This is a genomic window from Spirillospora sp. NPDC047279, from assembly GCF_040643285.1.
In the GTDB taxonomy this organism is placed as follows: Bacteria; Actinomycetota; Actinomycetes; order Streptosporangiales; family Streptosporangiaceae; genus Spirillospora.
The window spans coordinates 114313-140419 of sequence record NZ_JBEYUA010000014.1 but is presented as its reverse complement, the minus strand read 5'-3'; the positions used below and the strand labels follow the sequence as shown (position 1 = coordinate 140419).

Here is a 26107-nt window from a genome sequence, read left to right as displayed (position 1 = left end):
GTACGCCACCCGTTCGGCGGGCCGGGGGCCGGGAGGTGTCCACCTCCCGGCCCCCGGGCACACGCCCGGTTCAGGCACGGCTCAGGTGCCGATGACCCCGCCGTCCTTCCGGCGGATCACGACGGTGGCGGGACGCGGACGGCCCGCCGCGTCGTACTCGGGCCAGTTGCTGACGGCGCGCGGGTTCTCCGGCGTCGGCGTGCCGAAGGCCGCCGTGGACTCGCCCGGGTGCTGGACGTTCACGAACATCGACCGCTGGTCGGGCGCGATCGTCCAGCCGGTGATCTCGGCGCCGCGCGGGCCGACGAGGAAGCGCCGGATCTCGCCGGTCTTCGGGTCGGCGGCGAGCAGCTGGTTGTTGCCGATGTTGTCGTAGCCCTTGCTCGCCAGGTTCTGCGACGAGTTGGAGATGTCGGTCTCGATCCAGAGCCGGCCGGACCGGTCGAAGCCGAGGCCGTCCGGCGAGCCGAAGATGTTGTCCGGGCCGAGCTTGACCGACGGGTCGTACGCGGGGTCGCCGCCGAGCGCGAAGATGTCCCACTCGAAGGTCAGCGCCGTGTTGTCGCCGTGCCGCTCGCGCCACCGCACGATGTGGCCGTACGGGTTGGGCTTGCGCGGGTTGACCGCGCCGCCGTTGCCGACGCCGTTGGTGAGGGTGAGATAGACGTCCTTGTTGTGCGGGTGGACGGCGACCCATTCGGGCCGGTCGAGCTTGGTGGCGCCGACCGTGTCGGCGGCGGTCCGGGTGCGCAGCAGGACGTCGGCCTGGTCCTTCCAGCCGTTCGCGGCCGTCAGCGGGCCCGTGCCGAAGACCAGCGGCAGCCAGGTGCCGGTGCCGTCGTCGTTGAACTTGGCGACGTAGAGCGTGCCGTGGTCGAGCGGGCTCTGGCGGCGCGCGCGCAGCCTGCGCCACGAGTCGCCGCCGACGAACTTGTAGACGTACTCGCCGTCCTGGTCGTCACCGGTGTAGGCGACGACACGGCCGCGCGACTCGGTGAACGTGGCGCCCTCGTGCTTGACGCGGCCGAGCGCGGTGCGCTTGACCGGCGTGCTCTTCGGGTCGAACGGGTCGATCTCGACGACCCAGCCGAACCGGTTGGCCTCCTTGGGGTTGGCCGCGATGTCGAAGCGCGGGTCGGCCTTGTGCCAGTTGTACGGGGCGCTGCTCGCCTGGAGGCCGTAGCGCTTCTGCTCGGTGTCCGGCGTCCAGCCCGCCTGGTCGGTGCCGAAGTAGCTGTTCCAGTTCTCCTCGCAGGTGACGTAGGTCCCCCACGGGGTGAAGCCGCTGGAGCAGTTGTTGAGCGTGCCCTTGACCGGCCCCTTGGCGGCGATCTCGGGGTGGCCCGGCTTGACCGGCCCGGAGAACGTCATCGGGGTGTTGCCGTGCACGCGGCGGTTGTAGCGGGAGTCGACCAGCCGCCAGCCGCGGCGCCGGTCCCGTTCGATCTTCACGACGCTGACGCCGTGCGCGTGCAGCGCCTTGTCGACCTTCTCCTGGGTGACGGCCGCGCCGCCGTCCTTGTAGAGCAGCGTCGTGTCGACGTACTCGTGGTTGAGGACGAGCAGGCCGCTGTCACCGCCCCGCGAGGTCGGGAAGTAGTGCATGCCGTCGTGGTTGAACCCGATCTGCTGCGCCTGCTCGGCGGCGGTGTTGGAGGCGTCCTTCTTCCAGGCCGGGCCCCCGGCGCGGATCGGCGTCCCCCACGGGATCAGCACCTGCGCGGTGTAGCCGTCCGGCACGGTGAGGGTGTCGGCGGCGCTGGGCGCCACGGCCTTGAACCCCAGCAGCCCGCGGCGGCCGCGGTCCGAGGCGCCCGCCGCGGCGACGGCCTGCCCGCTCGTCCCGCCGGCGGCGTGCGCCACCCCGGCCGCGGTCCCGGCGCCGAGGAACCCGGCGGCGGCCACCATCCCCCCGGTGCGCAACACCCCGCGACGCGAGACACGGCGCTGGACGACCTCCTGGAACGCCTCGTTCGACGAGGGGTTCGAGCTCAGGTCGTCAGGGTCGACAGGGGAGCCGGCGAATGCTTCGGACATAGCGAGAACCTCGTTCACGACGTACCGGCGGTCACGGCGGACGCCGGACCGAACAGCCGACAGTGTGCCGATGCCGGAGGGTCCGACGAGCGGCCCACAGGTGAATAATCAGGCATTTCACCCAAGCCACCAAGAGGGCTCAGGTGCCGTTCACTCAGAGTTTCCCGCGTGTCCAGACGAGCAGGTCGGAGGCGGTGAGCGTGTTGACGATCTTGTCCGCCGGCACCCCGCAGCGCGCCGCGCGCTCGCATCCGTTCGGCTGCCAGTCGAGCTGGCCGGGCGCGTGCGCGTCGGAGTCGATGGAGAAGCGGCAGCCGGCCTCGAGGGCGAGCCGCAGCAGCCGTTTGGGCGGGTCGAGGCGCTCCGGCCGCGAGTTGATCTCCACCGCGACGTCGTAGGCGGCGCACGCGTCGAACACCAGCCGCGCGTCGAACTCCGACTCCGGCCGCAGCCCGCCGCGCCGGCCGCCCGCCTTGACGATCCGGCCGGTGCAGTGGCCGAGCACGTCGACCCGGGGGTCGGCGATGGCGGCGACCATCCGCTTGGTCATGGCGACCTTGTCCATGCGCAGCTTGGAGTGCACGCTCGCCACCACGACGTCGAGCCGGTCGAGCAGCTCGCGCTCCTGGTCGAGCGAGCCGTCCTCCAGGATGTCGACCTCGATGCCGGTCAGGATCCGGAACGGCGCGAGGTCCTCGTTCAGCTCGGCGACCACGTCCAGCTGGCGCCGCAGCCGGTCGGCCGACAGCCCGTTGGCCACCGTCAGCCGCGGCGAGTGGTCGGTCAGCGCGATGTAGCCGTGGCCGAGGCCGCGGGCGGTCTCGGCCATCTCGCGGATCGGCGACCCGCCGTCGGACCAGTCGCTGTGGGTGTGCAGATCGCCCTTCAGCGCCGCGCGCAGCGCCGCCGTCGCCTCGTCGACCGGCTCTCCCTCGGTGGCCTCCAGCCGCCGCAGGTAGACCGGCACCTCGCCGCGCAGCGCCTCCTCGATCACCAGCGCGGTGACCTTGCCGATCCCGGGCAGGCCGGTCAGCGTGCCGCTCCGGGCGTGCCCGGCCAGCTCTTCGGGCGGCAGCGAATCGACCAGGTCGGCGGCCTTGCGGAACGCCCGCACGCGGTAGGTCGGCTCGTGCGCGCGCTCCAGGAGGAACGCGATCCGGCGCAACGCCTCGACGGGCTCCAGGGCATCCACGATCAGACCGTACCCAGGTATGACACCGGTGTCGCACCCTGGTGTCATACGGTGTCCCTCAGCCACCTCTAGCCTGGGCCTTATGACCAGCGACGACTCCCCGAACCGCGGCGCGGCCGACACCGTCGGGCTGCTGGTGCGCCCGATCGTCGCCGCCGCGTTCACCGGCCGGGCCGGCCCGCCCCCGCGCGAGCGGCCCTGGCCGCCCGGGCTGCGCCGGACCCGCCGCCTGGGGATCGGCCGCCTGCCCTTCGGGGTCGTGGCGCAGCTCGTCGACCTGGGCATCGCCCTCGCGATCCTCTTCGGCTCGTTCTCGGTGCTCACCAACGAGGCGCGCAAGATCGATCCGGGCTACGCCAACCCGCTCCTGTTCTTCGTCATCGCGCTCAGCGCCGCCGTCCCGCTGGCCCTGCGGCAACGCCACCCGCTCGGCGCCTGGCGGATCATCGCCGTCGCCACGGTGATCTTCACGCCCGAGATCAACCAGTGGATGACCACCCCGTACCTGCCGGGCGCCGCCATCGCGGCGCTGCTGATCCTCTACTCGGTGGCCGTGCGCTGCGAGCGCCACATCACGATCGGCGTCGGGCTGATCTCGATCGTCGGCGCCTGGATCCTGTCCGCCCAGAACGGCGGCGGCGCCTCCCTGGTCATCCTGATCCCCCTGCTGGCCGGCTTCGTCGTCCGGCAGCGCACGACCTCGCGGCAGGAGCTGCTCGACCGCGAGGAGGCGGCGCGGCGCGAGCTGGCCGAGCAGGAACGCCGCCACCAGGCCACCGAGGCGGTGCTGACCGAGCGGCAGCGCATCGCGCGCGAGCTGCACGACGTGGTCGCCCACCACATGTCCATGATCGCCATCCAGGCGGAGGCCGCGCCGTACAGGGTCACCGAGCTGCCCGGCGAGACCCGCCAGGACCTCGCCGAGATCCGCGCGACCGCTCTCGACGCGCTGACCGAGCTGCGCCGCATCCTCGGCGTGCTCCGCCAGGAGGAGGGCGCCGAGACCGCGCCGCAGCCCAGCCTGGAACGGCTGAACGAGCTGTTCGCCGGAGCGCGCGGCGCCGGGCTCACGGTGTCGGTGGCCGAGACCGGCGACCGGCGCCACGTGCCCCCGGGCTACGAGCTGACGGTCTACCGGATCGTCCAGGAGGCCCTCAGCAACGCCATGCGGCACGCCCCCGGCTCCACGGTCGTCGTCGCGATGGACTTCGTGGCGGACGAGCTGCGGGTGAGCGTGGTCAACGAGGCGCCGCCCGGCGGCCGGCGTGCGCAGCCACCGCCGCCGGACGGCGGGCACGGCCTGGTCGGGATGCGCGAACGGGCTGCCATGCTGGGCGGGGAGCTCTCCGCCGAGCCGACCCTCGGCGGCGGGTTCGCGGTGGACGCGACCCTGCCGACCCGACGTTAGAAGGGGACGCCGTGAGCATCCGGGTGGTGATCGTCGATGACCAGGGCATGGTGCGCAGCGGCTTCGGCGTGCTCCTGAACGCCCAGCCCGACATCGAGGTCGTCGGCGAGGCGGTCAACGGCGAGGAGGGCCTGCGGGTCGTCGCGGCGCTGCGTCCCGACGTGGTGCTCATGGACGTCCGGATGCCCGTCATGGACGGCCTGGAGGCGACCAGGAGGCTCCTGTCGTCCACCCCGGACACCCTGGAGGCCTCCGACGCCGACGACGGCGTGCTGCCCAAGGTGCTCATGCTGACCACGTTCGACCTCGACGACTACGTCTACGAGGCGCTGCGGGCGGGGGCCAGCGGCTTCCTGCTCAAGGACGCCTCGGCCACCGAGCTGTCGGACGCCGTCCGGGTCGTCGCCGCCGGCGACGCGCTGCTGTCGCCGTCGATCACCAAGCGGCTGATCTCGGAGTTCTCCCGGCTCGGCGCGCCCCGGCCGCCCGCGCGCAAGCAGCTCGGCGAGCTGACCGAACGCGAGACCGAGGTGCTGGCGCTGGTCGCCCGCGGGCTGTCGAACGGCGAGATCGCCGAGAAGCTGGTCGTGGCCGAGCAGACCGTCAAGACCCACTTCGGCCGCATCCTCATGAAGCTCAACCTCCGCGACCGCGCCCAGGCGATCGTCTACGCCTACGAGGTCGGCCTGGTGACGCCCGGCTCGGCCTGACCCTCGAGACGGGCACCGCGCAGACTCGCACCGCGTAGGACTCACACCGCGTAAGACCGGTAAGACCGGGGTCGTACGGCCGAAGACGGCTCCCCGGGGTGATCCGCGCTACACGTCCCGATTCCTACCTTCCTGATCAGTGGAAACCAGCACTGACCAGGAAGGACGTGGACCATGGGTCGCGGTCACCCGAAGCAGCCCCACCGCTCCCCCGCGCGCCGGATCCTGCTCACCGCCGCGGCGATCCTCACCGCCGTGACGCTGACGAGCGCGGGGACCACCCCCGACCCGTACACCGGGCCCGCCGCTGCCGCCGCCGCGCCGCGCCTCACCACGTCCACCCTGGACGAGCGGTGCGCCGCGGTCCGTGCCGACATCGCCGCCGCGCTGGCCACCGCGCGCCGGATCGGTGACGACGACCGCGCCCGCGTCCTGTCGGCGTTCCTGGCCTCCGGACGCCGTTTCCTGGCGTTCGACGCGCGCGGCCACGGCAAGGCCGTCGAGGTCCACGGCGACCTGGCCCGCGCGGGCCGGGTCGCCGTCGTGGTGCCCGGCGCCGACGGCGAGCTGGACAACTACGACAGCTGGAAGTTCGCCGGCGGCGGCGCCCGCGCCCTGCACCAGCAGATGAGCCGCGAGGCCGCCGGCGAACGTGTCGCCGTGGTCGCCTGGCTCGGCTACGACTCGCCGTCCACGCTCAGCCCGGTCGTCCTGACCGGCGACCGCGCCGCCACCGCCGCCCGCCGCCTCGGCCGGTTCCTGGACCAGCTGCACCGGGTCAACCCGGCCGCTCGCGTCGCCCTCCTCGGCCACAGCTACGGCTCGGTGATCGTCGGCAAGGCGGCGGCCGGGCGCACCGCCCCGCCGGTGACCGAGATCGCGCTGTTCGGCAGCCCCGGCACCTCGCTGGACTCGGCCGCCGACCTGCGGACCCCGGCGCGGGTCTGGGCGGGCCGCTCCAGCGGCGACTGGATGCGGTACCTGCCGCACGCCGAGTTCGCCGGGCTCGGCTTCGGCGCCGACCCCACCGCCGCGACGTTCGGCGCCCTCCGCTTCGACGCCGGGTCCGGCACCCACGCCGAGTACCTCAAGCCCGGCTCCACCTCCCTGCGCAACCTCGCCCGCATCTCCCTCGGCCGGACCCCACAGGAGGTCAGCCATGCTCGGCACACCGACGCGTAAGCCCGTGGACGTCCCCCCGCCGCGTCCCTCGGACGCCTCCTCGCCGCGCCCCTCGGACGCCCCGCCACGAGGCCTGGCGGCCCGGATCGGCGCCGCCACCCCGCCCGGCCGCGACCGCGCCGTCGACGCGCTCCGGGCGATCGCCATCCTCGGCGTGATCCTCGGGCACTGGCTGGTCACCGCGTTCGTCACGACCGGCGACGGCCAGCTGCGGGTGACCAGCCCGCTGGCCGAGATGCCCGCGTTCGCGCCCGTGTCGTGGGTGCTCCAGACGCTGGCGATCTTCTTCCTGGTCGGCGGGTACACCGCGGCCAAGGGGTTCCGGCCCGGCGAGCCCTACCTGCCCTGGGTACGGCGGCGGACGGCGCGGCTGCTGCGCCCCGTCCCGGTGCTGCTGATCGCCTGGGTGCCCGCCGTCGCCGGCCTCCGGTGGGCCGGATACACCCCGGACACCCTGCAAGCGCTGGTGAAGCTGGTCCTGAGCCCGCTGTGGTTCCTCGGCGTGTACGGGGCGCTGACGGCGCTCACCCCGCTGGCCGTCGCCCTCTGGAACCGCCTGGGCCTGTGGGGCGCCGTGCTGCCGCTGGCCGCGACGGCCGCGATCGACCTGGCCCGCTTCGGCCCTGGAGGCTCCGACGGCGCCCCGGCGTGGCTCGGGCAGCTGGGCTGGGCGACAGTGATCACCGGCTGGCTGGTGCCGTTCTTCCTCGGCGTCGCGTGGGCGAACGGGGCGCTGGCCACCCGGCGTGCCGCGCTGACCCTGCTCGGCGGCGGCGCGGCGGCCACCGCGCTGCTGATCATGTACGCGGGTTACCCGGCGAGCATGGTCGGCGTGCCGGGCGCGGAGATCTCCAACCTCAACCCTCCGACGCTGGCCGCCGTCGCCTTCGGGGTCGCGCAGACCGGGCTCGCCCTCCTGCTGCGCCGGCCGCTGGCCCGCCTGATGACCCGCCCGCGCGTCTGGGCGGGGGTAGCCCTGGCCAACCTTTCCGCCATGACGGTGTTCCTCTGGCACCAGACGGCGATGATGGCGATCACGGTCGGCGCCGCCCTCACCGCCGGTACGCTTCCAGGACTCCACTCCCGTCCGGACTCTCCGGAGTGGGCGCTGGACCGGCTGCCGTGGCTGCCCGCGTTCGCCGCCGCCCTGGCCGGAGCCTGGGCCCTCGCGCACCGCTTCGAACGGGCCCAACCCGGAGGCCGCGCCGTCCGTCTCACAAGGGGACGGAACACGCACGACGACCCCCGGGTGCACCGAGCACCGAAAACCATCCGGTAGAAAGACGGACCATGCCGCCTCGATCGAACGCCCCCCAGGCACGCCGCGCCCGCCGCCTCCGGCGGGCGCTGGCCTGTGTGATCACCATCACGGGCGTTCTGCTGACGACCGCGGGCACCGGCCACGCCGACCCGTACGCGGCCCCGGCGGCGGTGCCGTCGCTGGCACCGTCCACGCTGGACGCGCGGTACGACATCGAGCGGCGGGCGATCGAGCAGGCCCTGGCGACAGCGCACGAGGTGGGCGACCAGGACCGGGCCCGGTCGCTGGGCTCACTGCTCCAGCCGGGGCGGCGATTCCTCTATTTCGATCCGCGCGGCCGCGGCCGCGCCATCGAGGTCGTCGGGGACCTGACCCGCGCCCGCCGGGTGGCGGTCCTGGTCCCCGGCGCCGACAGCACGCTCACCGACTTCGACTCCAAGGCCGACAAGCCCTGGTCCACGCCCGGCGGCGGGGCCCGCGCGGTCTACGCCCAGGCGCGCAGGGCCGATCCCTCGTCCGAGCTCGCCGTCGTCGCCTGGCTGGGGTACGCCTCCCCGCGCACGTTCAGCAGCGACGTGCTCACCGACGAGCGCGCCCGGCAGGGCGCCGTCGAGCTGCGCGGCCTGCTGAAGGGTCTCCAGCGCGTCAACCGCACCGCCGAGGTCGGGCTCCTGTGCCACAGCTACGGCTCGGTGGTCTGCGGCCGGGCAGCGCTGGCCGGGCCGGGCGCGGGCTGGCGGCAGGTCACCGACATCGCCCTGTACGGCAGCCCCGGCACCACCGCCTGGTCTGCGTCGCGGCTCGGAGGCACCGCCCGCGTCTGGGCCGGGCGCGGCAGCACCGACTGGATGGAGGACGTGCCGCACGTCCGGATCTTCGGTCTCGGGCTGGGCCCCGACCCGGTCTCCCCCGATTTCGGCGCCCGCGTCTTCGACGCCGGGACGGCCGGGCACAGCGACTACCTCGCGCCCGGCTCGCGTTCCCTGGACAACCTCACCCGCATCGCACTCGGCCGGGATGCTCATCCGGTGAGTGTTCCGGGCTCCGAAAGCCGCTGATTCTGGCGTTCTGGTGAGCACTTTCCGGTCCCGTCCCCCGCTTCGGCCGGTATCGGCATCCCCCTGATGGTGGCAGTCTGGAGACGTGGACAACGCGAACGAGGCCGCCATCCGGGAGCAGACGACGGCGCGGCTCGAGAAGGCCATGGGCACCTTCGGGACGGCGGCCCTGGCCAGCATGGAGGGGCAGCTGCCCTGGTTCCGGCGCATGCCCCCCGACCAGCGCTCCTGGATCGGGCTCGTCGCCCAGGCCGGCATCGCCGCGTTCGTCGAGTGGTTCAAGAACGCCGAGGAGAGCAGGCCGCAGATCGCCGGCGAGGTGTTCGGCACCGCGCCGCGCGAGCTGATGCGCTCGATCAAGCTCAAGCACACCATCGACATGGTCCGGGTGATCATCGACGTGGTGGAGACCCGGCTGGACGAGCTCGCCGCGCCCGGCGGCGAGGCCCAGCTGCGCGAGGCGATACTGCGCTACACGCGGGACGTGGCGTTCGGCGCCGCGCAGGTCTACGCCCAGGCCGCCGAGACCCGCGCCGCCTGGGACGCCCGGCTGGAGGCCCTGGTCGTCAACGCCGTGCTGCGCGGCGAGGTCGACGACGGCATGCACTCGTGGGCGGCCGCCCTGGGCTGGACGTCCAAGCCGGTGACCGTCATCGCCGGCTTCACCCCTGAGGACGAGGACCCCGAGGTCACCATCGACCAGATGCAGCTGGCCGCCCGGCGCGCCCGCGTCGACGTGCTGGCCGGCGTCCAGGGGCACCGGGTGATAGTGATCGTCGGTGGGGCCGAGGACCCTCTGGAGGCCGCCCGGCCGGTCGCCGCCAAGTGCGGGCCGGGCCCGGTCGTGGTCGGGCCGGCCGTCGACGACCTCTACGACTCGACCGTGTCGGCGCGGGCCGCGCTGGCCGGGCTGCGCGCGGCGGCGGGCTGGCCGGACGCCCCGCGCCCGGTGCTGGCCGACGAGCTGCTGCCCGAACGCGCGCTGGACGGCGACGAGGAGGCCCGCCACTACCTCATCGAGCACGTGTTCGACCCGATGTGCGCGGCCGGCGCTCCCCTGCTCGACACCCTGACGACCTACCTCGAGCAGGGGTCGTCGCTGGAGGCCACCGCCCGGCTGCTGTTCGTGCACCCCAACACGGTGCGCTACCGGCTCAGGAGGGTCAGCGAGCTGACCGGGCTGGCGCCCACCGACGGCCGCAACGCCTTCACGCTGCGGATCGCCCTGGTGCTCGGCAGGTTCGGCTCCCGGCCGCCCAGGCACTGAGATCCCAGGCCCGGGCACTGAGACGCCCGGGCCCCCGGGCATTGTCCCGTTATGCCGCCTTGTAGGGGTCGTACAAACCCCTGCGACGAAAGTTCGTGCTGATCCGCATCGGCACCGCAGACCCTCAACCGGCAGGCTGGGGTCTGTGATTCTCCTCGCATCGCCCGGCCAGGGCGCCCAAACCCCCGGATTCCTCCAGCCTTGGCTCGAGGTGCCCGGAGTCGCCGACCGCCTGGCCTGGTGGTCCGCGGTCACCGGGCTGGACCTGGTCCGTTACGGGACGACGGCCGACGCCGAGGAGATTCGCGACACCGCCGTCGCCCAGCCGCTGCTGGTCGCCGCCGCCCTGGCCGCCTACGAGGCCCTCTACCCGGCGGACCGCGCCGGTGGCTCGGGCCCGGACGCGGTCGCGGGCCACAGCGTCGGAGAGCTCGCCGCCGCCGCGATCGCCGGAGTGCTCTCCCCCGAGGCCGCCCTGGTGCTCGTCCGCGAGCGGGGCAAGGCCATGGCCGCGGCCGCCGTGGTCACCGAGACCGGCATGACCGCCGTCCTCGGCGGCGAGGCCGACGAGGTGCTCGCCGCGATCGACAAGCACGGGCTCACCCCGGCCAACGTCAACGGCGCCGGCCAGATCGTCGCCGCGGGCACCATGGAACGGCTCGCCGCGTTCGCCGACGAGCCCCCGGCCAAGGCCCGGCTCCGCGCGCTGTCGGTGGCCGGTGCGTTCCACACCGAGCACATGGCCCCGGCGGTCGACACGCTGCGCGCGCTCGCGCCCGGCGCGCCGGTCGGCGACCCCGCGATCCCGCTGCTGTCCAACCGTGACGGCGCCGTCGTCGGCTCCGGCCGCGACTACCTCGGCCGCCTGGTCGAGCAGGTCAGCGCCCCGGTGCGCTGGGACTCCTGCATGGCGACCATGCGCGAGCTCGGCGTCAGGGCGATCATCGAGCTGCCGCCCGCCGGCACCCTGGTGGGCCTGGCCAAGCGCGAGCTCAAGGACGCCGGCGTCCAGACCCTCGCCCTCAAGACCCCGGAGGACCTCGAGAAGGCCCGCGAGCTGATCGAGGCGCACACCTCATGACCTCACGACCGTCCGCGCCCGAACCGAATGTCACACCGGGCGCGCGCCCCACGACCTCACGACCGTCCGCGCCCAGGCTGCGCGTGCCCGACGTCACGCCGGGCGCCCGCATCCTGGCGTTCGGCGACTACCAGCCCGCCCAGGTCGTCACCAACGACGACCTGGCCAAGACCGTCGACACCAACGACGAGTGGATCCGCAGCCGCGTCGGCATCGCCGAACGCCGCATCGCGGGCCCGGACGAGTCGCTGGTCGACATGGCCGTGCACGCCGGCGGCAAGGCGCTGGCCGCCAGCGGGCTCTCCCCCGAGGACATCGACCTGGTGATCGTCGCGACCGCGTCGCACGACGTGCCGATGCCCAACGTGTCGGCGCCCACCGCGCACCGGCTCGGCATCCGCGCGCCCGGCGCGTTCGACCTCAACGCCGCCTGCTCGGGCTTCTGCTACGCGCTGGCCACCGCCAGCGCGGCGGTGCGCGGCGGCAGCGCCCGCAACGTGCTGGTCATCGGCGCCGAGAAGACCTCGCAGTGGATCGACTGGACCGACCGCTCGACCTGCATCATCTTCGCCGACGGCGCGGGCGCCGCGGTGGTGACCGGCAGCGACGAGCCCGGCATCGGCCCGGTCGTGTGGGGCAGCGCCGGCGACCAGTCCGACAAGATCTCCATCGCCGACCGCAACTCGTTCATCACCCAGGAGGGCCAGGCGGTGTTCCGGTGGGCGACCACCGCGATCGCCCCGATCGCCCTGGAGGCGTGCGAGCGCGCCGGCATCGCCCCGGCCGACCTCGCGGCGATCGTGCCGCACCAGGCCAACCTGCGCATCATCGACGCGATCGCCCGCAAGGTGGGCGCGACCGACGCCGTGGTGGCGGACGACATCGTCACCTCCGGCAACACCATGGCGGCCTCGATCCCGCTCGCCCTGGCCCACATGATCGAACGCGGCGACGTCCAGTCCGGTGCCCCGGCCCTCCTGATCGGGTTCGGTGCCGGGTTGGCCTACGCTGCCCAAGTCATCCAGATCCCGTAGGCGCCCGACGCCCTGCGCACCGCTCTGGACCAACCAATGAGGAGAAGTCACAGCATGAAGGCACAAGCCACCGAGCAGGAGATCCTGGACGGCCTCGCCGAGATCATCGACGAGATCGTGGGCATCGACAAGGCCGAGGTGACGCCGGAGAAGAACTTCATCGACGACCTCGACATCGACTCGCTGTCGATGGTAGAGATCGCGGTGGCCGCGCAGGACAAGTTCGGCGTCGAGATCCCCGACGACGAGCTTCGCAACCTCAAGACGGTCAAGGACGTCATCAACTTCGTCCAGAACCTGCAGGCCTGACATGCCGGGGTGCGGCGCGCCGCCGCCGGCCTGGCCGGGGCGCGCCGCTTCCGTTCCCCCAGTTTGCGAGGAGTACTCACTATGAGCACCAGCCAGACCACCGTTGTCGTCACCGGCATGGGTGCGACGACACCTCTCGGCGGCGACGTGCCGTCGACCTGGTCCGCGCTGCTCGCCGGCAAATCCGGAGTGCGCAAGCTGGACTGGGACAACGTCGACGAGCTGCCGGTGCAGTTCGCCGCCCAGCTCGCCGTCGACCCGTCGGAGGTCATGCCGAAGCAGGCCCTGCGCCGGTTGGACCGCTGCCAGCAGATCGCGCTCATCGCGGCCAAGGAGGCCTGGGCCAGCGCGGGTTTCAAGCCGCGCACCAAGAAGGGCTACGAGGAGGGCGCCGAGGGCTTTGAGATCACCGACGGCGACCGGCTCGGCGTCGTGGTGTCCTCCGGCATCGGCGGGCTCCACTCGGCTCTCAACAGCTACTCGGTGTTCCTGGAGAAGGGCTGGTCCCGCGTCTCCCCGTTCACCGTTCCCATGCTCATGCCGAACGGCTCGTCCGGCCACGTCGGCATCGAGTACGGCGCGATGGCCGGCTCGCACGGCCTGGTCAGCGCCTGCGCCTCGTCCGCCGAGGCGGTCGGCTACGCCATCGACATGATCCGCAACGGCCGCGCCGACGTGGTGATCTGCGGCGGCACCGAGGCCTGCATCCACCCGTTGCAGATGGCCTCGTTCGGCGCGATGCGCGCCATGTCGACCCGCAACGACGAGCCCGAGCGCGCGTCCCGCCCGTACGACAAGAACCGCGACGGCTTCGTGCTCGGCGAGGGCGCCGCCGTCATGATCCTGGAGTCCGAGGAGCACGCCCGTGCCCGCGGAGCCCAGATCCACGGGATCGCCGCCGGGTGCGGTTACTCCGGCGACGCCTACGACATCGTGCTCCCCGACCCGACCGGGTCAGGCCAGGCCAAGGCCATGCGCCGCGCCCTCGCCAACGCCGGTCTGGAGCCCGAGGACATCGCGCACGTCAACGCGCACGCCACCTCGACGCCCGCCGGCGACGTCGCCGAGCTGGCGTCCATCAAGGCCGCGCTCGGCCAGGACGCCGGCACCAGGCTGACGGTGACCGGCACCAAGTCCATGACCGGCCACCTGCTCGGCGGCGCCGGGGCCCTGGAGTCGGTCATCACGATCCTCACCCTGCGGGAGGGCCTGGTGCCCCCCACCGCCAACCTCGAGGACATCGACGACGAGGTCGACCTGGACGTCGTGCACGGCGAGCCGCGCAAGCTGCCCGACGGCCCGCTCGCCGCCCTCAACAACTCGTTCGGCTTCGGCGGCCACAACGTGTCCGTGGTCTTCCAGCGAGCCGTGTGACCCACACGCAGAGCGGCCCGGCACCCCCTGGGGTGCCGGGCCGCCGCCGTTCGCTTTATTCGCTCATTTACACGGCCGCGTGGAGCCAGCGGACGGGCGCGCCGTCACCGGCCCTGCGGAAGGGCTCCAGCTCGTTGTCCCAAGGGGTGCCGAGGAGCCGGTCGAGCTCGTTCTCAAGAGTGCTCTTGCCCACGGCGGCGTTGGCCATGACGGCGCGCAGCCGGTCTTCGGGGACCATGATGTCGCCGTTGGCCCCGATGACGCCCGTGAAGACGCCCAGGGACGGCGTGAAGCTGTAGCGCACGCCGTCACAACCGGGGGTGGGATCCTCGGTGACCTCGAAGCGCAGCAGCTTCCAGCTCCGCAGGGCGGAGGTGATGCCGGCCGCGGTCCCGGCGGCCGCCTCCCAATGGAGTTCGGCGCGCAGGGTGCCGGGCGCGGCCGGCTGATCCGCCCACTCAAGCGAACAGGGCACGCCGAGAACACCTGCGGCGGCCCACTCGACATGCGGGCTCAGCGCAGGTGGCGCGGAGTGGACGTAGAAAACGCCACGTGCGGTCACCGGACCTCCTGGATCTGTACTGAGGCTCGTCTTCCCCTACGGCCTCGTGCGTCCCAGGACGGCGTCCGCGTCCCTCATTGTGCATCATCCGGGCCGGTCGCACCACTGCGCGACCGTTGTTTGCCGAACGCTTGACGGCGAGCAACGCCTGCTGAAGGCTCCACTGTCGCGCCGTGAGGTGCGTTCAAGAAAAACGCGAAGGCGCACAAAAAAAGCGACGACCCCGCTCGCATCCCGCAGGATCCCCCGCAGCGGGCCCGCGAGCGGTGGTCAGGTGGCCGTCGCAGGAATGACGTTATGAAGGGACACGTCCCGTAGGACAGGGACTCCGGTCCCTGACGCGCCGGGTACGGTTCGGGATCTCGCGAACGCCCGTCCGGAACGCTGCCAGGACCGTCACGGCGACGGCCAGGTAGGCGACGTAGTCGCCGAACCGGGCGTACGGGGTGCGGGCGGCGGCGGGCGGGACGCGCAACGTCACCACGAGCGAGCCGCGGCGCGGGGTGTCGAGCCAGGCGAGGCGCCGCCCGCGCGCGTCGTAGGCGGCGGACACGCCGGTCAGCGCCGCCTGCACGGTGGGGCGGCCCGTCTCGGCCGCGCGCAGGGCGGCGAGGGCGGCGTGCTGCCGCGGCGCCCAGCTCTCCTGGAACGTCGACGTCGCCGACTGGTAGACGATGACCTGCGCGCCCCGGGAGACGACCGCGCGCCCCAGGTCGGGGAACGTCGACTCGAAGCACACCAGCGGCCCGATCGTCACACCGCCGGCGGTCATCACCGTCGGGCCGGTGCCGGGCACGCGGTTCTCGCCCGCCGCCGCGCTGATGCTGCTGAGCCAGCCGAACGCGTCGCGCATCGGGATGTACTCCCCGAACGGCACCAGCCGCGTCTTCACGTACCGGTCGCGGCGGCCCTCCGGCCCGAAGAGGATCGAGCTCTTGGAGATGCGCCCGGACGCGTCCCGGGCGTCCTCGTTCACCAGCAGGTCGCCGCGGGACGTCAGCGCCGTCATGCGGGACGCGACGTCCGAGCGGCTCGCGAGGTCGTAGCCGACGCTGCTCTCGCCCCACACCACCAGGTCGGCCGGCGGCAGCGCGGCCGTGATCGCCTCGCTCGCCGCCAGCCGCGTCGCCGGATCGGGCACGACGCCGGGCTGGACGAGCGCGACGTCGAGGGTGCGTTCGGCGGGAGGTTCGTCCCGCAGCAGGAACGTCACCGGGCCGGCGAGCAGCAGCGCCGCCGCCGGGACCGCCAGCCGCGCCCGCCACCGCGGCACGAGCACGGCCAGGACGACCGCGGTGTTGAACGCGACGATCGCGAACGAGACGAGCCACACGCCGCCGAGCGCCGCCAGCCCGAGCACCGGCGGGTACCGCCACTGGCTCGCGCCGAGCAGCGCCCACGGCCCGCCCAGCCGCGGCCACGTCCGGATGAGCTCGATGACGAGCCAGCCGCTCGGCAGGACGGCCAGCGCGGCGACCGGGTGCGCCGGGACCAGGTGCCGCACCGCCGCGCCCCACACGCCCCAGGGCAGCCCGAAGACGATCGCGACCAGCAGCAGGCCGGGTCCGATGTTGGGCAGCGTCCAGTGGAGCGCGGCGAGCAGGTATCCGGCACCGAACCACCAGCCGCGCAGTGCCGCCTCCCGTACGTCCGGTGCGGACCGGATCAGCATCATGCCGGGCACGAGGACGACCCAGGCCAGGAAGCCGAGGTCCGCCCGCGGGAAGACCAGCACCGGCACCGCCGCCCCCGCCGCCAAGCTCCCGAGCCTGCCGCCACCGATCACCTCTCCAGTAACGCACCGCGCGCCCTCCCCCCGCCAGCGGCGGGCCGGACCCAATGCGGTGGCCTCCTGCCGGATGTGGCGGCTTCTTGCCGAAGTACGGTTACCGCCCGCCGCCGAACGGGCACTATGAGCGCTGAAGCGGTCACGGTGCGTGAAGACGGGTGGCGCGTGTTCGATCAGGAAGTACGGCTGGAGCGGTTGCTCGCGCGCCACCGGGACGCGGCCGTGGTCGAGCCGTTCACCGGCCGCCCGGCGCTCATCAGGCGCGACCAGATCCTCGTCGCCGACCACGACGCGCCCGCCGCCGAGGACCTCGTCCGGCGCTGGTACGACTCGCGGCAGGCCGAGCCCGGCGTGACCAGGCTGCGGCTGCGCTCACCCGCGAGGGTCGACGTCTGCGAGCTCGCCGCCCAGCTCGGGGGCGACGGGCGGCACCGCAGGCTCAGCGTCTCGCCCAACCATCTCGTCCACGGGCAGCCGCTCTGGTGGAGCGGCCCCGCCGATCTGCCCCGGCCCGCCGCGCCGCTGCCCGCGCCCGCCGGTGCGGCGGCGGGCGATGCCCGGCGGCCCGTCACGGTCGCGGTGCTCGACACCGGCCTGTCCCCGCACCCCTGGTACGAGGGCACCGAGTGGTACGCCGAGCAGCGCGACGAGGTGACCGAGGTCGTCGACGCCGACCTGGACTTCGAGCTCGACGCGCAGGCCGGTCACGGCACGTTCGTCGCGGGCGTGCTGCTCCGGCACGCGCCGGCCGCGCGCCTCCGCGCCCGCCGCGTCATCGGCGGCGACGGCGTGGGCGACGAGGTCGACGTCATCCGCGCGCTCGCCTGGCTCGCCGCCTGGGGCCGCGCCGACATCGTCAACCTCTCGCTCGGCTGCCACACCTTCGACGACCGGCCCTCCCCGGTGTTGTCCCGCGCCGTCGCCGCCCTCGGCCGCCGCACGGTCGTCGTCGCCTGCGCCGGCAACGCCGCGTCCGACCGCCCGTTCTGGCCCGCCGCGCTCAAACCGGTGATCGCGGTGGCGGCGCTCGGCGCGGACCGCACCGACCGCGCCTGGTTCTCCAACTACGGCTGGTGGGTCGACGCCTGCGCGCCCGGCGTCGGCGTCACCAGCACGTACCTGCGTTTCGACGGGACGCGGCCGCGGGTCAACGGCATCGACCCCGACGCGTTCGAGGGGTACGCCACCTGGAGCGGCACCTCGTTCGCCGCGCCCGCCGTGGCGGGCCGCATCGCCGGTCTCGCCGCCTCCGCCGGCCTCACCGCCGTCGAGGCCGCCGACCGCGTCCTCGATCCGGCCACCGCGCCTACCCTTCCCGACCTCGGCGTAATCATCAGGCCTTGAGCACGGCACGGCGGCGAAGCGGTAACCGTGCGCGCCGCCCTGCTGTGCGCACGCGCCGCCTCGCCTACTGTCGTCGACCAGCGGGGGGCCTGGTGAGGAGACTCCGATGGCCCGGCAAGTCGACACGGCCGACCTCTTCGTGCAAGCGCGCGCGGGCGACGGCCGTGCCTGGGGCGAACTGGTCGACCGGTACAGCGGGCTGCTCTGGTCGATCGCGCGGTCGTACGGGCTGAACGAGCCCGACGGCGGCGACGTGGTGCAGATGACCTGGCTGCGCCTGATCGAGCGCATCGACCAGATCACCGACCCGGGCGCCGTGGGCGGCTGGCTGGCGGTCACCGCCCGCCGCGAGAGCCTGCGCACCGCCCAGCGGCGCGGCGACCGGCGCCTGCCCTACGACGTCCACGAGCTGCCCTACGACGTGCACAAGCGCTCCCAGTCGCCACCACCCGAACAGGTCCTGCTCGCCCGCGAACGCCTGGGCGACGTGGGCGCGGCCCTGCACGCGCTCCCGCGCCGTTGCCAGGTCCTGCTGCGCATGCTCGCCCTCGCCACCAGCTACGCCGAACTGGCCGCCGCGCTCGACATCCCCATCGGCAGCATCGGCCCGACCAGGACCCGCTGCCTCGACGCCCTCAAAAGGAAGCTGGCCCCGTGAACGGCATGAACGACCCCGACGGCATGAACGACGACGAACTCCTCGCCCGGCTGCGCACCACGTTCGAGGCCCTCGACCCCGTTCCGGCCGGCGTCCTCGCCGCGGGCCGCTCGGCGCTCGCCTGGCGGCACCCCGGCGGGTCCCTGGCCGAACTGGCCGACGATCACAACCGTCCCGTCGCGGGCGTCCGCGGCACGCCCGTCCGCCTCCTGACGTTCACCGGATCCGGCGTCACCGTCGAGCTCGAGGTGACCGGCACCGGCACCACGCGCGACATCACCGGCCGCCTCGTCCCGGCCGGACCCGCCCACGTGCGCGTCCGCCACCCCGCCCGGCCCGACCACACGACCCGGCCCGAGCACGCCGCCCGAACCGACACCGCGGGGCAGTTCGACCTCGCCGACGTCCCCGAGGGCCTGGTCAGCCTCATCTTCAGCCTCTCCGACGCCACGTCCATCGTCACCAGCTGGGTACGCCTTTGACCCACCTCCTCCGCCTCGCCGCCATCGACCCCGCCACCGCCTATGCCCTCGCCCTCGGCGACGGCCCCGGCGATGGTCTCGGCGACGCCGACCGGGTCACCGCGCTGCGCGCCGCCGCCGTCGCCGCCAACGAACTCGGCCTGCTGGACGAAGGCCTCGCCCACCTCGACGAAGCCCTCTCCTGTGCCGTGACCCCGTACGCGGCGGCGCAGGTCCGCATGAACCTCGTCGGTCTCCTCGCCGCCCGCGGCGACATCACCGGCGCCCTGTCCACCGCCGCCGAAGCCGAAGGCGTGCTCCACGGGCCGGACGCGGACCGCCTGGCGGCCAACATCGCCGGGGCGCTGGCCCGCGCCGGCCGCCTCACCGAGGCCGACGTGACCGCCGCCCCCGCCCTCAGCCGCCTGCGCGACGGCGGCGACCCCGTGACGTTGCTCGGCCTCCTCACCAACCTCGGGCTCGCCCGCGTCCTGAACGGCGACGGCCCCGCCGCGGAGTCCCTTCTGAACGAGGCGGTCGAGGTGGGGCGGAGCGCCTCGCTGCGGCACCAGACCGCGATGGCCCAGGCCAACCTCGCGTACGTGGTGTCGCGGCGCGGCGACCTCGCCCACGCGTTCCGCCTCTACGCCGAAGCCGAACCGGGCCTGACCGGCGAACGCCTCGCCCAGACCCGCCTCGACCAGGCGGAGACCCTCATCCACGCCGGTCTCACCTCCGACGCACGTCCCCTCCTGTCCATGGCCCTGCGCGACGCGGAGGACCACGGCTACGCCTGTGACCTGGCCGACGGCCTGCTGCTCCTGGCCCACGCCGAACTGTCCGACGACGACCCCGAACGCGCCGCCGCCACCGCCGAACGTGCCCGCGCCCTCTTCGCCGCCCAGGAGCGCACCGGCTGGATGCTGCTCGCCGAGCACCTCCTGCTCAGAGCCCGCTGGACGGCGGGCGAACGTTCCGCGCTCCTCCTCGGCTCCGCGACCGCCACCGCGGAACGCCTCGAACGCGGCGGCTGGCTCGAAGCGTCCGCCGAGGCCCGCATCATCGCCGCCCGCGTCGCCCTGCACCTCCGCCGCCCCGCGAGCCACCTGTTGAAGCCGCTGGCCCGCGCCCGGACCAACGGCCCCGCGTCCCTCCGCGTCGCCGCGTACCACGCCATCGCCCTCGACCACTGGGCCCGCCTGGACCGCCGCGGCGCCCTGGCCGCCATCTGGTCCGGACTGAACGTCCTGGAGGAACACGCCGAAGCCCTCACCGCCATGGACCTTCGCGCCCGAGCCGCCGGCCACGGCTCCGAACTCGCGACCCTGGGCCTGCACCTGGCCCGTTCGGCCCGCGAACTCCTCACCGCCGAAGAACGCCGCCGCACCCTGGCCCGCCGCCCGCTCTCCGCCCACTCCTCCACGCCTGAACGAGCCGCCCTCCTCACCGAGCTGCGCAACGTCAGCACCCGGCACTTCGCCCTCAGCGCCCGAGGCGAACCGTCCGGCCTGACCGAACGCCTCGCCTCCCTTGAAACCGAGCTGCGCGCTCTGACGCGGCGCCATCGCACCGACCACCCACAGAGCCGAACGGCCACCATTCCCGCCCTCACCACGGCTCTGGGCGATCGCACGCTCCTCGAACTCATCCAGATCGGCGACGAGCTCCACGCGGTCACCATCACCAGGGGCCGTCTCCTCCGCCACCACCTGGCCACGTTCACCGAGGTCGCCCAGCACGCCCGCCTGACGCGCGCCGCCATCCGCAGGCTCGCGACCGATCCCGACGACGCGCAGGCGGGTCTCGGCCTGGAGCACAACACCAGTCGTCTCCAGGACGTTCTGCTGGCGTCTCTTCCGTTGGATCGCGTGGATCGCGAGCTGATCATCGCGCCGACCGGAGCTCTTCATGCCCTTCCCTGGGCTGCCCTTCCCGCCCTGGCCGGCCGTCCCTTCACCGTCGTCCCGTCCGCCACCTCATGGATCGTCGCCCACGAGCAGCGTCGTCGTGCGGGCCGCCAGGGTCACATCGTTCTCGCCGCAGGTCCTGATCTTGCCCATGCCCGCGCCGAGGTGAACGCCCTCCGGGTTCTTTATCGAGGCGCGCGTACTCTCACCAGAGCCGAGGGCCTTCGTACCGCCCTGAACGACGCGTCGCTCGCTCACATCGCCGCGCACGGTGAGTTCCGCGACGGGAACGCTCTCCTCTCGTCGCTCCGCCTGGCCGACGGACCTCTCATGGGGTACGACCTCGAAGCTCTTGAGGCGCCACCTCAGTTGGTCGTCTTCTCCGCCTGCGACGTGGGCCAGGCCGAAGCCGACTCCGCTCTGGGCCTGGTCGGCATCCTCCTGGCGCGCGGCACCGCCACGGTGATCGCCAGCGTCAGCCCCGTCCGCGACGAGGAGACCCCTTCGTTCATGGTGGCCTTCCACCGGGCCCTGGCCACCGGCCTCTCCCCCGCCCACGCCTTGGCCTCCGTTCCGCGTACCCCTGGTGTCCTGGGCTTCCAATGCTTCGGAGCCCTATGAGATAGGAGCACCTACGAGCCGCCCGGCACCCGGGCCGCGCTGGAGGCCGGGCGGATCGTCTTCCCCAAGGCCCGCGTCATCTGTGACGCGGTGGAGGGGTTGCCCAGCGAGACCGCCGCGCTGCTGGAGGCGTCCGTCCTCCCCGCGGCGGACGTGCTGACGACCGGCCAGATGCGTCGGCGTGCCATCGTCCGGTCAAGACGCGTGAGCCGCACCCACCCAACGGTGGTACGCGTCCACGTCGACGTTGCTGCCGCACACGATGGTGACGACACGTCGACCCGCGAAGCGTTCACGGTCTTCGAGCATCGCCGCCACACCGAGCGCGGCCGACGGCTCGACGACCAGGCCTGCATGCTCGAGGAGCATCCGCATGCCGGCAGTGATCGACTCTTCCTTCACCAGAACGGCGTCATCGGCCACCTGAAGGAGGTCGTCCAGAACGGCGGAGATGGGACGCCGACCGGCGACGCCGTCGGCGATGGTGTTGGTCGAGTCGGTGGTGACGACCCGCCGCTGACGCCACGAATGCGTCATGGCCGGAGCGCCCAGCGGCTGAACGCAGACCACCTCGACGTCGGGCGCCAAGGCTTTCACCACGTGCCCCACACCCGTGGCCATCGCCCCGCCGCCGAGAGCGATCAGAACGGTGTCGAACGACGGCGCGGCGTCCACCAGCTCCAGGCCGATGGTCGCCGCGCCCTCGCAGGTCTCGATGTCCAGGCTGTCCTCGACCAGCCGGATGCCGTCGCGCTGCGCGATGGCCTCCGCCCGTTCGCGAGCCAGGTCGAAGTCGCCGTCCACCAGCTCCAGCCTGGCCCCCAGCGCGCGAATACGATCGAGCTTGGCCACAGGCGCGAAGCGGGACGCCACCACGGTCACGTCGAGCCCCCGCCCCCGGCCCGACCACGCCAGAGCCTGCCCCAGATTGCCCGCGCTGGCGCACACCACGTCTCTCGAACCGTTGTCCGCAAGCAAGCTCGCCACCAGCTCAGTCCCGCGCCCCTTGAAGCTACGGACCGGGTTCGCCGTCTCCAGCTTGATGCTCACGGCGCACCCCAGCTCGGCCCCCAGCCCCTCGCACCCGTACAACGGGGTGTCGAGAAAGACCGGGTCGATGACCTGGCGAGCAGCCCGAATCCGACCAGTGTCAAGCCGCGTCTTCAGCACGACAGACCAGCGTAGTGATCACCCAGCAACCCCATGACCACCCCCGATCAATCGGTGGTGAAGTCGCCGTAGGTGGGTTTGCCCGTGGGGCGGTAGACGCTGAGGACGCAGCCGCTGCTGGTCGTGGTGGACTCGATGAGGTCCATGGCGGTGGGCGTACGGCCGGGTTCGAAGAGGCGTTTGCCGGTGCCCAGGACCACGGGATAGGTCCACAGGCGAAGTTCGTCGATCAGGCCGGCGTCCAGGAGGGACTGGGCCAGGGCGCCGCTGCCGTGGATCTGGAGTTCGCGGCCCGGGCGGCTCGCCAGCTCGGCGACCTCTTCAAGGGACCTGAGAACGGTCGTGTTGTCCCAGGCGGCGGTCTGGAGGGTGGTGGAGACGACGTACTTGGGGCGGGCGTTGAGGCTGCTCGCCACCGGGTTGCCGGGGTCGGTGACGGTCGGCCAGTAGGCGGCGAAGATCTCGTAGGTTCTGCGGCCGAGGAGGAAGGCGTCGGCTTCGGCGAACCACGTCGTGGTGTGGGTCTGGAGTCCCTCGTCGGCGTACGGGAACTGCCAGCCGCCGTGTGGGAAGCCGCCGCTGGTGTCCTCGGTGGGCGTGCCCGGGCCCTGCATGACCCCGTCCATCGAGAGGAAGGTCGCCAGCGTCACTTTCATGATGATCCCTTCGTGGCTTACCCGAGGAGACCAGGGTGGAGGCGGAAACTCATCGTTCGCCGCGCTGGAGGCGGGCGATGAGGTCCTGGCGGAGGTGGCCGTAGCCGGTTTCGGCCCAGACGCTCTCGGCTTCGAAGTAGGGAGTGTCGCCGTCCATGAGGGTGGCGGGGGTCCTCTTGGCGCGGACGGCCTTGGCGCAGGTGCGGCAGGCCTTGACGTCGAGGCTGCGGCGGCTGCCGAGGGGGCGCCAGGTGACGGGGACGGGTCCGTCGCCGTGCAGGGGGTTGAAGAAGCAGAGGGGGGTCGGCGGATGCTCGGCGCCGCCCTCGGTGACGGACTGGGCGGACGCCAGGGCGTCGCGGCCCTGGTCGACGAGGACGAGGGTGCCGGCGAGGTCGGGGACGCCGGTGGCGGAGTCGAGGACCTTGCCCGCCGCCTGGTAGGCGTCGAGGGCGCGGGTCATGAGCTCGCTGGCGCGCTCGCCGGTGACGGTGACGTCGTCCAGGACCTCGCCGAACGTGACGACCTCGTGGGCGGCCTGCTCGCGGAGCTGGTCCTCGGAGGCGCGGGCGGCGGTGGCGAGGACGTTGCGGGACAGGAGGACCTCGCTGTGCCTGACGGCGGGCACCCTGCGGCGGCGCCAGATCAGGAGGGCCGCCACGGCGGCGACGGCCGCTCCCCCGGCGGCGAGGGGCAGGGTGAGGCCGGTGCCGGAGTCCTCGCCCGGGGCGGTCCGCGGGGAGGGGTTGCGGCTGCGGTAGCGGCGGTCGATCTCGGCCGAGATGCGCCGGTACTCCTGCTCCCCGGTGCCGGCGATGATCAGGTCGAGGGTGCGGGAGAGCTTGGCGGAGAGGGGCGCGTCGCGCAGCCTGTCGTCGAGGGTGGCGGCCCAGGCGGCACGGCGGGCCTGGTGCTCGACGCCGAACTCGCGGGCCGCGACGTCGTTGGGGTCGTCCCTGAGCGTGATGTAGATGCCCTTGCTGCCCAGGCGGGACTGGACGACGGTGGCGAGCTGGTCGGCGTCGTTCCAGGTGCCGCCCTTGACCAGCGGGACGAGCAGGATGAACGTGGGCGCGGGCGCCTTCTGGAGCTTGGCCAGGAGGGCGCGGCGCTCGGCGGGCGGGAGCGCGCTCTCCAGCGACGGGTCCACGTAGATCGGGGAACGGCGGAGGGCGGCGGCGAGGCGTTCACCTGCGGAGGGTTCAGTCGACACCCAGATACTCCAGGACGCGGGGGACGAGGTTCTTGCCCGTGCCGCCGAACGCGGTGTCGCGCCAGACTCCCGGCACGGTGTAGTGCGGCTGCGGGCCCTTGGAGCCGACGGGGACGCGCAGCGCCCATCCGCGGAGCTCGGCGGGCTTGAGCTTGGCGCAGAAGTCGCAGATGGGGCGGCGTTCGGGCACCAGGCCGGTCTTCCGGCGGACGGTGGACGCGCCGTGCAGCGGGTTGACGAAGCAGGGCGCGGCGGGTTCGGGGTCGCGGTCGGCGAGCGCCGCGCGGCCCTGGCGGGCGAGGACGATGACGCCGACGAGGTCGAGGTGCTTGTCGCCGGCCTCGTCGTGGAGGATCTTGGCGGCGTCGTACGCGGACGCGGCGTAGGTGTGCCCCGGGTTGTCCTCGTCGGCGCCCGGGAGCTCGTCGCCGAGACCGCTGAGCTCGGTGGCCGCCAGGTGGCGAAGCCTGCGGAGGGACGGCCTGGTGAGCTTGCGGGGCGTGGTGTTCCGCTTCCGGCGCCGACTCGGCCGGAGCCCCAGCGCGCCGCGGCCCAGCCAGTAGAGCACCGTTGCGCCCAGCGGGCCCACGAGGAGGAGCCCGAGGAGGAAGGGGCCGCCCTCCTCCGCCTTCTCCGGCCTGAGCTCGACCTCCTTGCCGAACGCCTCCGGCGTGGAGTAGAGGCGCGGCTGGACGGGCCGCCTCTGTTCGGAGATGCGCACCCCGTCGAGACGGGCGATCAGGCGGACGGTGAGGCCGTTGAACGGGTTCTGGGAGTCGCGCTGGTAGTCGATGTCCGCGTAGGACACCCGGCGCGGGACGTTGAAGCCCTCGACCTCGAAGCGTGCCCGCGAGTCGGCCATCAGGTAGAGCCCGTCGCGGCCGAGGCGCTCGTGCAGGGCGTGGAGCAGCGCGTCGCCGCGTCCCTGGGTCTCCGACTCCTGCGGGTTGGGGATCAGGATCACGAAGACCGGGGTGCCGAGCGCCTGGCTGGTCGTGGCCATGGCGGTCTTGACGCGCGCGCGGTCGGCGCCGTTCAGGGTGAACGAGAGGTCCGGGTCGACGAAGAGGGGGTCGCGGGCCAGCGCCGTGGTGACGCGGGTGAGGCGTTTGTCGGCGCCCGGCGGATAGGGCTCGGCGAGGGCGGGGGGTGCGAGGGCGATCATCGCGACGAGGGCCGCGAGGAGGGGGCGCAGGATCATCGGCGGGTCCTCCACCGCCGCAGGAGGACCAGGCCGCCGAGAATCGTGACCCCGCTCAGCGCGGTGCCGGCGGCGAAGGCCCGGGTCTCCTTCCGCTCGGCCTCCTTCTCGGTGCGGTCGTGGGCGTCCAGGGCGATGCGGGTACGGGAGGGCGGGCGTGGTGCGCGGTTGTCGCGGCGCTCGCGGGCCTTCCCGGACAGGGAGACCTCGACGAAACGCTCGATCACTTTGACCGCTCCGGCGTCGGTCGGCAGCTCGTTGTTGGCCGCCGACCAGGACATCTCGGCGTCCAGTACCCGGCCGGAGCCGAACTGCCGCGCCTCGCCGGGGGTGCCGGAGGGCGCGACGACGATGTAGAGCCCGTTCTTGTCCAGCCGGTCGTGGAGCAGTGCGACGAGGTCGTCGGCGTCCTCGTTCGGCAGGCTCGGCGTGACCGCCACGAACGCGGGCACGCCGAGCCGGGAGACCGAGGCCTTGATCCGGGCGGCGGCGTCGGCCGGCAGGGCGCGCGGGGCATGGTCGGTGACGTAGATCGGGTCGCGTTTCAGGACCGCCGCGAGCTGATCTCCGCGGTCGGAGGCGGCCGCTGGGGCGGGCATGACGAAGGCGCCG

General features: G+C 73.2%; 24 protein-coding genes. 14 read left to right on the top strand and 10 right to left on the bottom strand.

Features of this window, described 5'->3' with window-relative positions; all coding sequences use genetic code 11:
- Positions 1–81 precede the first annotated feature (81 nt).
- Both ABZ810_RS32300 and ABZ810_RS32295 read right to left on the bottom strand, forming a co-directional pair.
- Positions 82–2037: a PhoX family phosphatase gene (locus ABZ810_RS32300; protein ID WP_358409735.1), complete on the bottom strand. Its 1956-nt coding sequence runs from the start codon at positions 2035–2037 to the stop codon at positions 82–84.
- Between the two features lie 154 nt (positions 2038–2191).
- Positions 2192–3229 (bottom strand): PHP domain-containing protein, encoded by a 1038-nt coding sequence (locus ABZ810_RS32295; RefSeq protein ID WP_358409734.1) that lies wholly within the window; start codon positions 3227–3229, stop codon positions 2192–2194.
- An 82-nt stretch (positions 3230–3311) separates the two neighbouring features.
- On the opposite strand from ABZ810_RS32295, the gene ABZ810_RS32290 reads away from it, so the two are divergent.
- The 10 genes from ABZ810_RS32290 (at position 3312) to fabF (ending at position 13913) form a co-directional block, all read left to right on the top strand.
- A complete protein-coding gene (locus ABZ810_RS32290) occupies positions 3312–4637 on the top strand; it encodes a sensor histidine kinase (RefSeq protein ID WP_358409733.1) in 1326 nt (441 codons plus the stop codon).
- Between the two features lie 11 nt (positions 4638–4648).
- Positions 4649–5347: a response regulator transcription factor gene (locus tag ABZ810_RS32285; RefSeq protein ID WP_358409732.1), complete on the top strand. Its 699-nt coding sequence runs from the start codon at positions 4649–4651 to the stop codon at positions 5345–5347.
- A gap of 174 nt (positions 5348–5521) precedes the next feature.
- Positions 5522–6529, top strand: a complete 1008-nt coding sequence (locus ABZ810_RS32280; protein ID WP_358409730.1) for an alpha/beta hydrolase — start codon at positions 5522–5524, stop codon at positions 6527–6529.
- Positions 6507–7808: an acyltransferase gene (locus ABZ810_RS32275; RefSeq protein WP_358409729.1), complete on the top strand. Its 1302-nt coding sequence runs from the start codon at positions 6507–6509 to the stop codon at positions 7806–7808. The genes ABZ810_RS32280 and ABZ810_RS32275 overlap by 23 nt, the downstream gene beginning before the upstream one ends.
- Before the next feature lie 11 nt (positions 7809–7819).
- Positions 7820–8848 carry an alpha/beta hydrolase gene (locus ABZ810_RS32270; protein ID WP_358409727.1) on the top strand — a complete coding sequence of 343 codons (1029 nt, stop codon included), beginning with the start codon at positions 7820–7822 and terminating at the stop codon, positions 8846–8848.
- 85 nt (positions 8849–8933) lie between these two features.
- Positions 8934–10115: a helix-turn-helix domain-containing protein gene (locus tag ABZ810_RS32265; protein WP_358409726.1), complete on the top strand. Its 1182-nt coding sequence runs from the start codon at positions 8934–8936 to the stop codon at positions 10113–10115.
- A 145-nt stretch (positions 10116–10260) separates the two neighbouring features.
- The gene (locus ABZ810_RS32260) at positions 10261–11196 is read left to right on the top strand and encodes an ACP S-malonyltransferase (RefSeq protein WP_358409725.1); all 936 of its coding nucleotides are present in this window, start codon (positions 10261–10263) and stop codon (positions 11194–11196) included.
- A 77-nt stretch (positions 11197–11273) separates the two neighbouring features.
- Positions 11274–12230, top strand: coding sequence for a beta-ketoacyl-ACP synthase III (locus ABZ810_RS32255; protein WP_358409960.1), 957 nt, complete (start codon positions 11274–11276; stop codon positions 12228–12230).
- A gap of 54 nt (positions 12231–12284) precedes the next feature.
- On the top strand, positions 12285–12539 hold the full coding sequence (locus ABZ810_RS32250; RefSeq protein ID WP_358409724.1) for an acyl carrier protein: 255 nt from the start codon (positions 12285–12287) through the stop codon (positions 12537–12539).
- 81 nt (positions 12540–12620) lie between these two features.
- Positions 12621–13913, top strand: a complete 1293-nt coding sequence (fabF, locus tag ABZ810_RS32245) for a beta-ketoacyl-ACP synthase II (RefSeq protein WP_358409722.1) — start codon at positions 12621–12623, stop codon at positions 13911–13913.
- A gap of 67 nt (positions 13914–13980) precedes the next feature.
- On the opposite strand, the gene ABZ810_RS32240 is transcribed toward fabF, so the two are convergent.
- Positions 13981–14475: a DUF3145 domain-containing protein gene (locus tag ABZ810_RS32240; RefSeq protein WP_358409721.1), complete on the bottom strand. Its 495-nt coding sequence runs from the start codon at positions 14473–14475 to the stop codon at positions 13981–13983.
- Between the two features lie 295 nt (positions 14476–14770).
- A complete protein-coding gene (gene lnt / locus ABZ810_RS32235; protein ID WP_358409720.1) occupies positions 14771–16234 on the bottom strand; it encodes an apolipoprotein N-acyltransferase in 1464 nt (487 codons plus the stop codon).
- A gap of 195 nt (positions 16235–16429) precedes the next feature.
- Between lnt and ABZ810_RS32230 the strand changes: the two genes are divergently transcribed.
- The 4 genes from ABZ810_RS32230 (at position 16430) to ABZ810_RS32215 (ending at position 21255) form a co-directional block, all read left to right on the top strand.
- Positions 16430–17608 carry a S8 family serine peptidase gene (locus ABZ810_RS32230; protein ID WP_358409718.1) on the top strand — a complete coding sequence of 393 codons (1179 nt, stop codon included), beginning with the start codon at positions 16430–16432 and terminating at the stop codon, positions 17606–17608.
- A gap of 106 nt (positions 17609–17714) precedes the next feature.
- Positions 17715–18266 carry a sigma-70 family RNA polymerase sigma factor gene (locus ABZ810_RS32225; RefSeq protein ID WP_358409717.1) on the top strand — a complete coding sequence of 184 codons (552 nt, stop codon included), beginning with the start codon at positions 17715–17717 and terminating at the stop codon, positions 18264–18266.
- Positions 18263–18748, top strand: coding sequence for a hypothetical protein (locus tag ABZ810_RS32220; protein ID WP_358409716.1), 486 nt, complete (start codon positions 18263–18265; stop codon positions 18746–18748). Before ABZ810_RS32225 ends, ABZ810_RS32220 begins: the two co-directional genes overlap by 4 nt.
- Positions 18745–21255, top strand: a complete 2511-nt coding sequence (locus ABZ810_RS32215; protein WP_358409715.1) for a CHAT domain-containing protein — start codon at positions 18745–18747, stop codon at positions 21253–21255. The genes ABZ810_RS32220 and ABZ810_RS32215 overlap by 4 nt, the downstream gene beginning before the upstream one ends.
- Positions 21256–21266: 11 nt before the next feature.
- Here the strand turns inward: ABZ810_RS32215 and ABZ810_RS32210 are convergent, their stop codons facing one another.
- Genes ABZ810_RS32210 through ABZ810_RS32185 form a run of 6 tightly spaced genes read right to left on the bottom strand, consistent with a single transcriptional unit; the run spans position 21267 to position 26094 of the window.
- Positions 21267–21443: a hypothetical protein gene (locus tag ABZ810_RS32210; protein ID WP_358409714.1), complete on the bottom strand. Its 177-nt coding sequence runs from the start codon at positions 21441–21443 to the stop codon at positions 21267–21269.
- A gap of 7 nt (positions 21444–21450) precedes the next feature.
- Positions 21451–22425: a pyridoxal-phosphate dependent enzyme gene (locus tag ABZ810_RS32205; protein ID WP_358409713.1), complete on the bottom strand. Its 975-nt coding sequence runs from the start codon at positions 22423–22425 to the stop codon at positions 21451–21453.
- Positions 22426–22472: 47 nt separating this feature from the next.
- Positions 22473–23081 carry a dihydrofolate reductase family protein gene (locus ABZ810_RS32200; protein WP_358409712.1) on the bottom strand — a complete coding sequence of 203 codons (609 nt, stop codon included), beginning with the start codon at positions 23079–23081 and terminating at the stop codon, positions 22473–22475.
- 49 nt (positions 23082–23130) lie between these two features.
- Positions 23131–24294: a hypothetical protein gene (locus ABZ810_RS32195; protein ID WP_358409711.1), complete on the bottom strand. Its 1164-nt coding sequence runs from the start codon at positions 24292–24294 to the stop codon at positions 23131–23133.
- Positions 24284–25495 carry a hypothetical protein gene (locus ABZ810_RS32190; protein ID WP_358409709.1) on the bottom strand — a complete coding sequence of 404 codons (1212 nt, stop codon included), beginning with the start codon at positions 25493–25495 and terminating at the stop codon, positions 24284–24286. Before ABZ810_RS32190 ends, ABZ810_RS32195 begins: the two co-directional genes overlap by 11 nt.
- Positions 25492–26094, bottom strand: coding sequence for a hypothetical protein (locus tag ABZ810_RS32185; RefSeq protein WP_358409708.1), 603 nt, complete (start codon positions 26092–26094; stop codon positions 25492–25494). The genes ABZ810_RS32190 and ABZ810_RS32185 overlap by 4 nt, the downstream gene beginning before the upstream one ends.
- Between the last annotated feature and the right edge of the window lie 13 nt (positions 26095–26107).

What these genes read in the sequence shown, in the direction of transcription:
- ABZ810_RS32300 (WP_358409735.1), bottom strand. Translation starts at nt 2,037, where the DNA reads ATGTCCGAAGCATTCGCCGGCTCCCCTGTCGACCCTGACGACCTGAGC.
- ABZ810_RS32290 (WP_358409733.1), top strand. Translation starts at nt 3,312, where the DNA reads ATGACCAGCGACGACTCCCCGAACCGCGGCGCGGCCGACACCGTCGGG.
- ABZ810_RS32280 (WP_358409730.1), top strand. Translation starts at nt 5,522, where the DNA reads ATGGGTCGCGGTCACCCGAAGCAGCCCCACCGCTCCCCCGCGCGCCGG.
- ABZ810_RS32275 (WP_358409729.1), top strand. Translation starts at nt 6,507, where the DNA reads ATGCTCGGCACACCGACGCGTAAGCCCGTGGACGTCCCCCCGCCGCGT.
- ABZ810_RS32270 (WP_358409727.1), top strand. Translation starts at nt 7,820, where the DNA reads ATGCCGCCTCGATCGAACGCCCCCCAGGCACGCCGCGCCCGCCGCCTC.
- ABZ810_RS32250 (WP_358409724.1), top strand. Translation starts at nt 12,285, where the DNA reads ATGAAGGCACAAGCCACCGAGCAGGAGATCCTGGACGGCCTCGCCGAG.
- fabF (WP_358409722.1), top strand. Translation starts at nt 12,621, where the DNA reads ATGAGCACCAGCCAGACCACCGTTGTCGTCACCGGCATGGGTGCGACG.
- ABZ810_RS32225 (WP_358409717.1), top strand. Translation starts at nt 17,715, where the DNA reads ATGGCCCGGCAAGTCGACACGGCCGACCTCTTCGTGCAAGCGCGCGCG.
- ABZ810_RS32210 (WP_358409714.1), bottom strand. Translation starts at nt 21,443, where the DNA reads ATGGCACGCCGACGCATCTGGCCGGTCGTCAGCACGTCCGCCGCGGGG.
- ABZ810_RS32200 (WP_358409712.1), bottom strand. Translation starts at nt 23,081, where the DNA reads ATGAAAGTGACGCTGGCGACCTTCCTCTCGATGGACGGGGTCATGCAG.
- ABZ810_RS32190 (WP_358409709.1), bottom strand. Translation starts at nt 25,495, where the DNA reads ATGATCCTGCGCCCCCTCCTCGCGGCCCTCGTCGCGATGATCGCCCTC.
- ABZ810_RS32185 (WP_358409708.1), bottom strand. Translation starts at nt 26,094, where the DNA reads ATGCCCGCCCCAGCGGCCGCCTCCGACCGCGGAGATCAGCTCGCGGCG.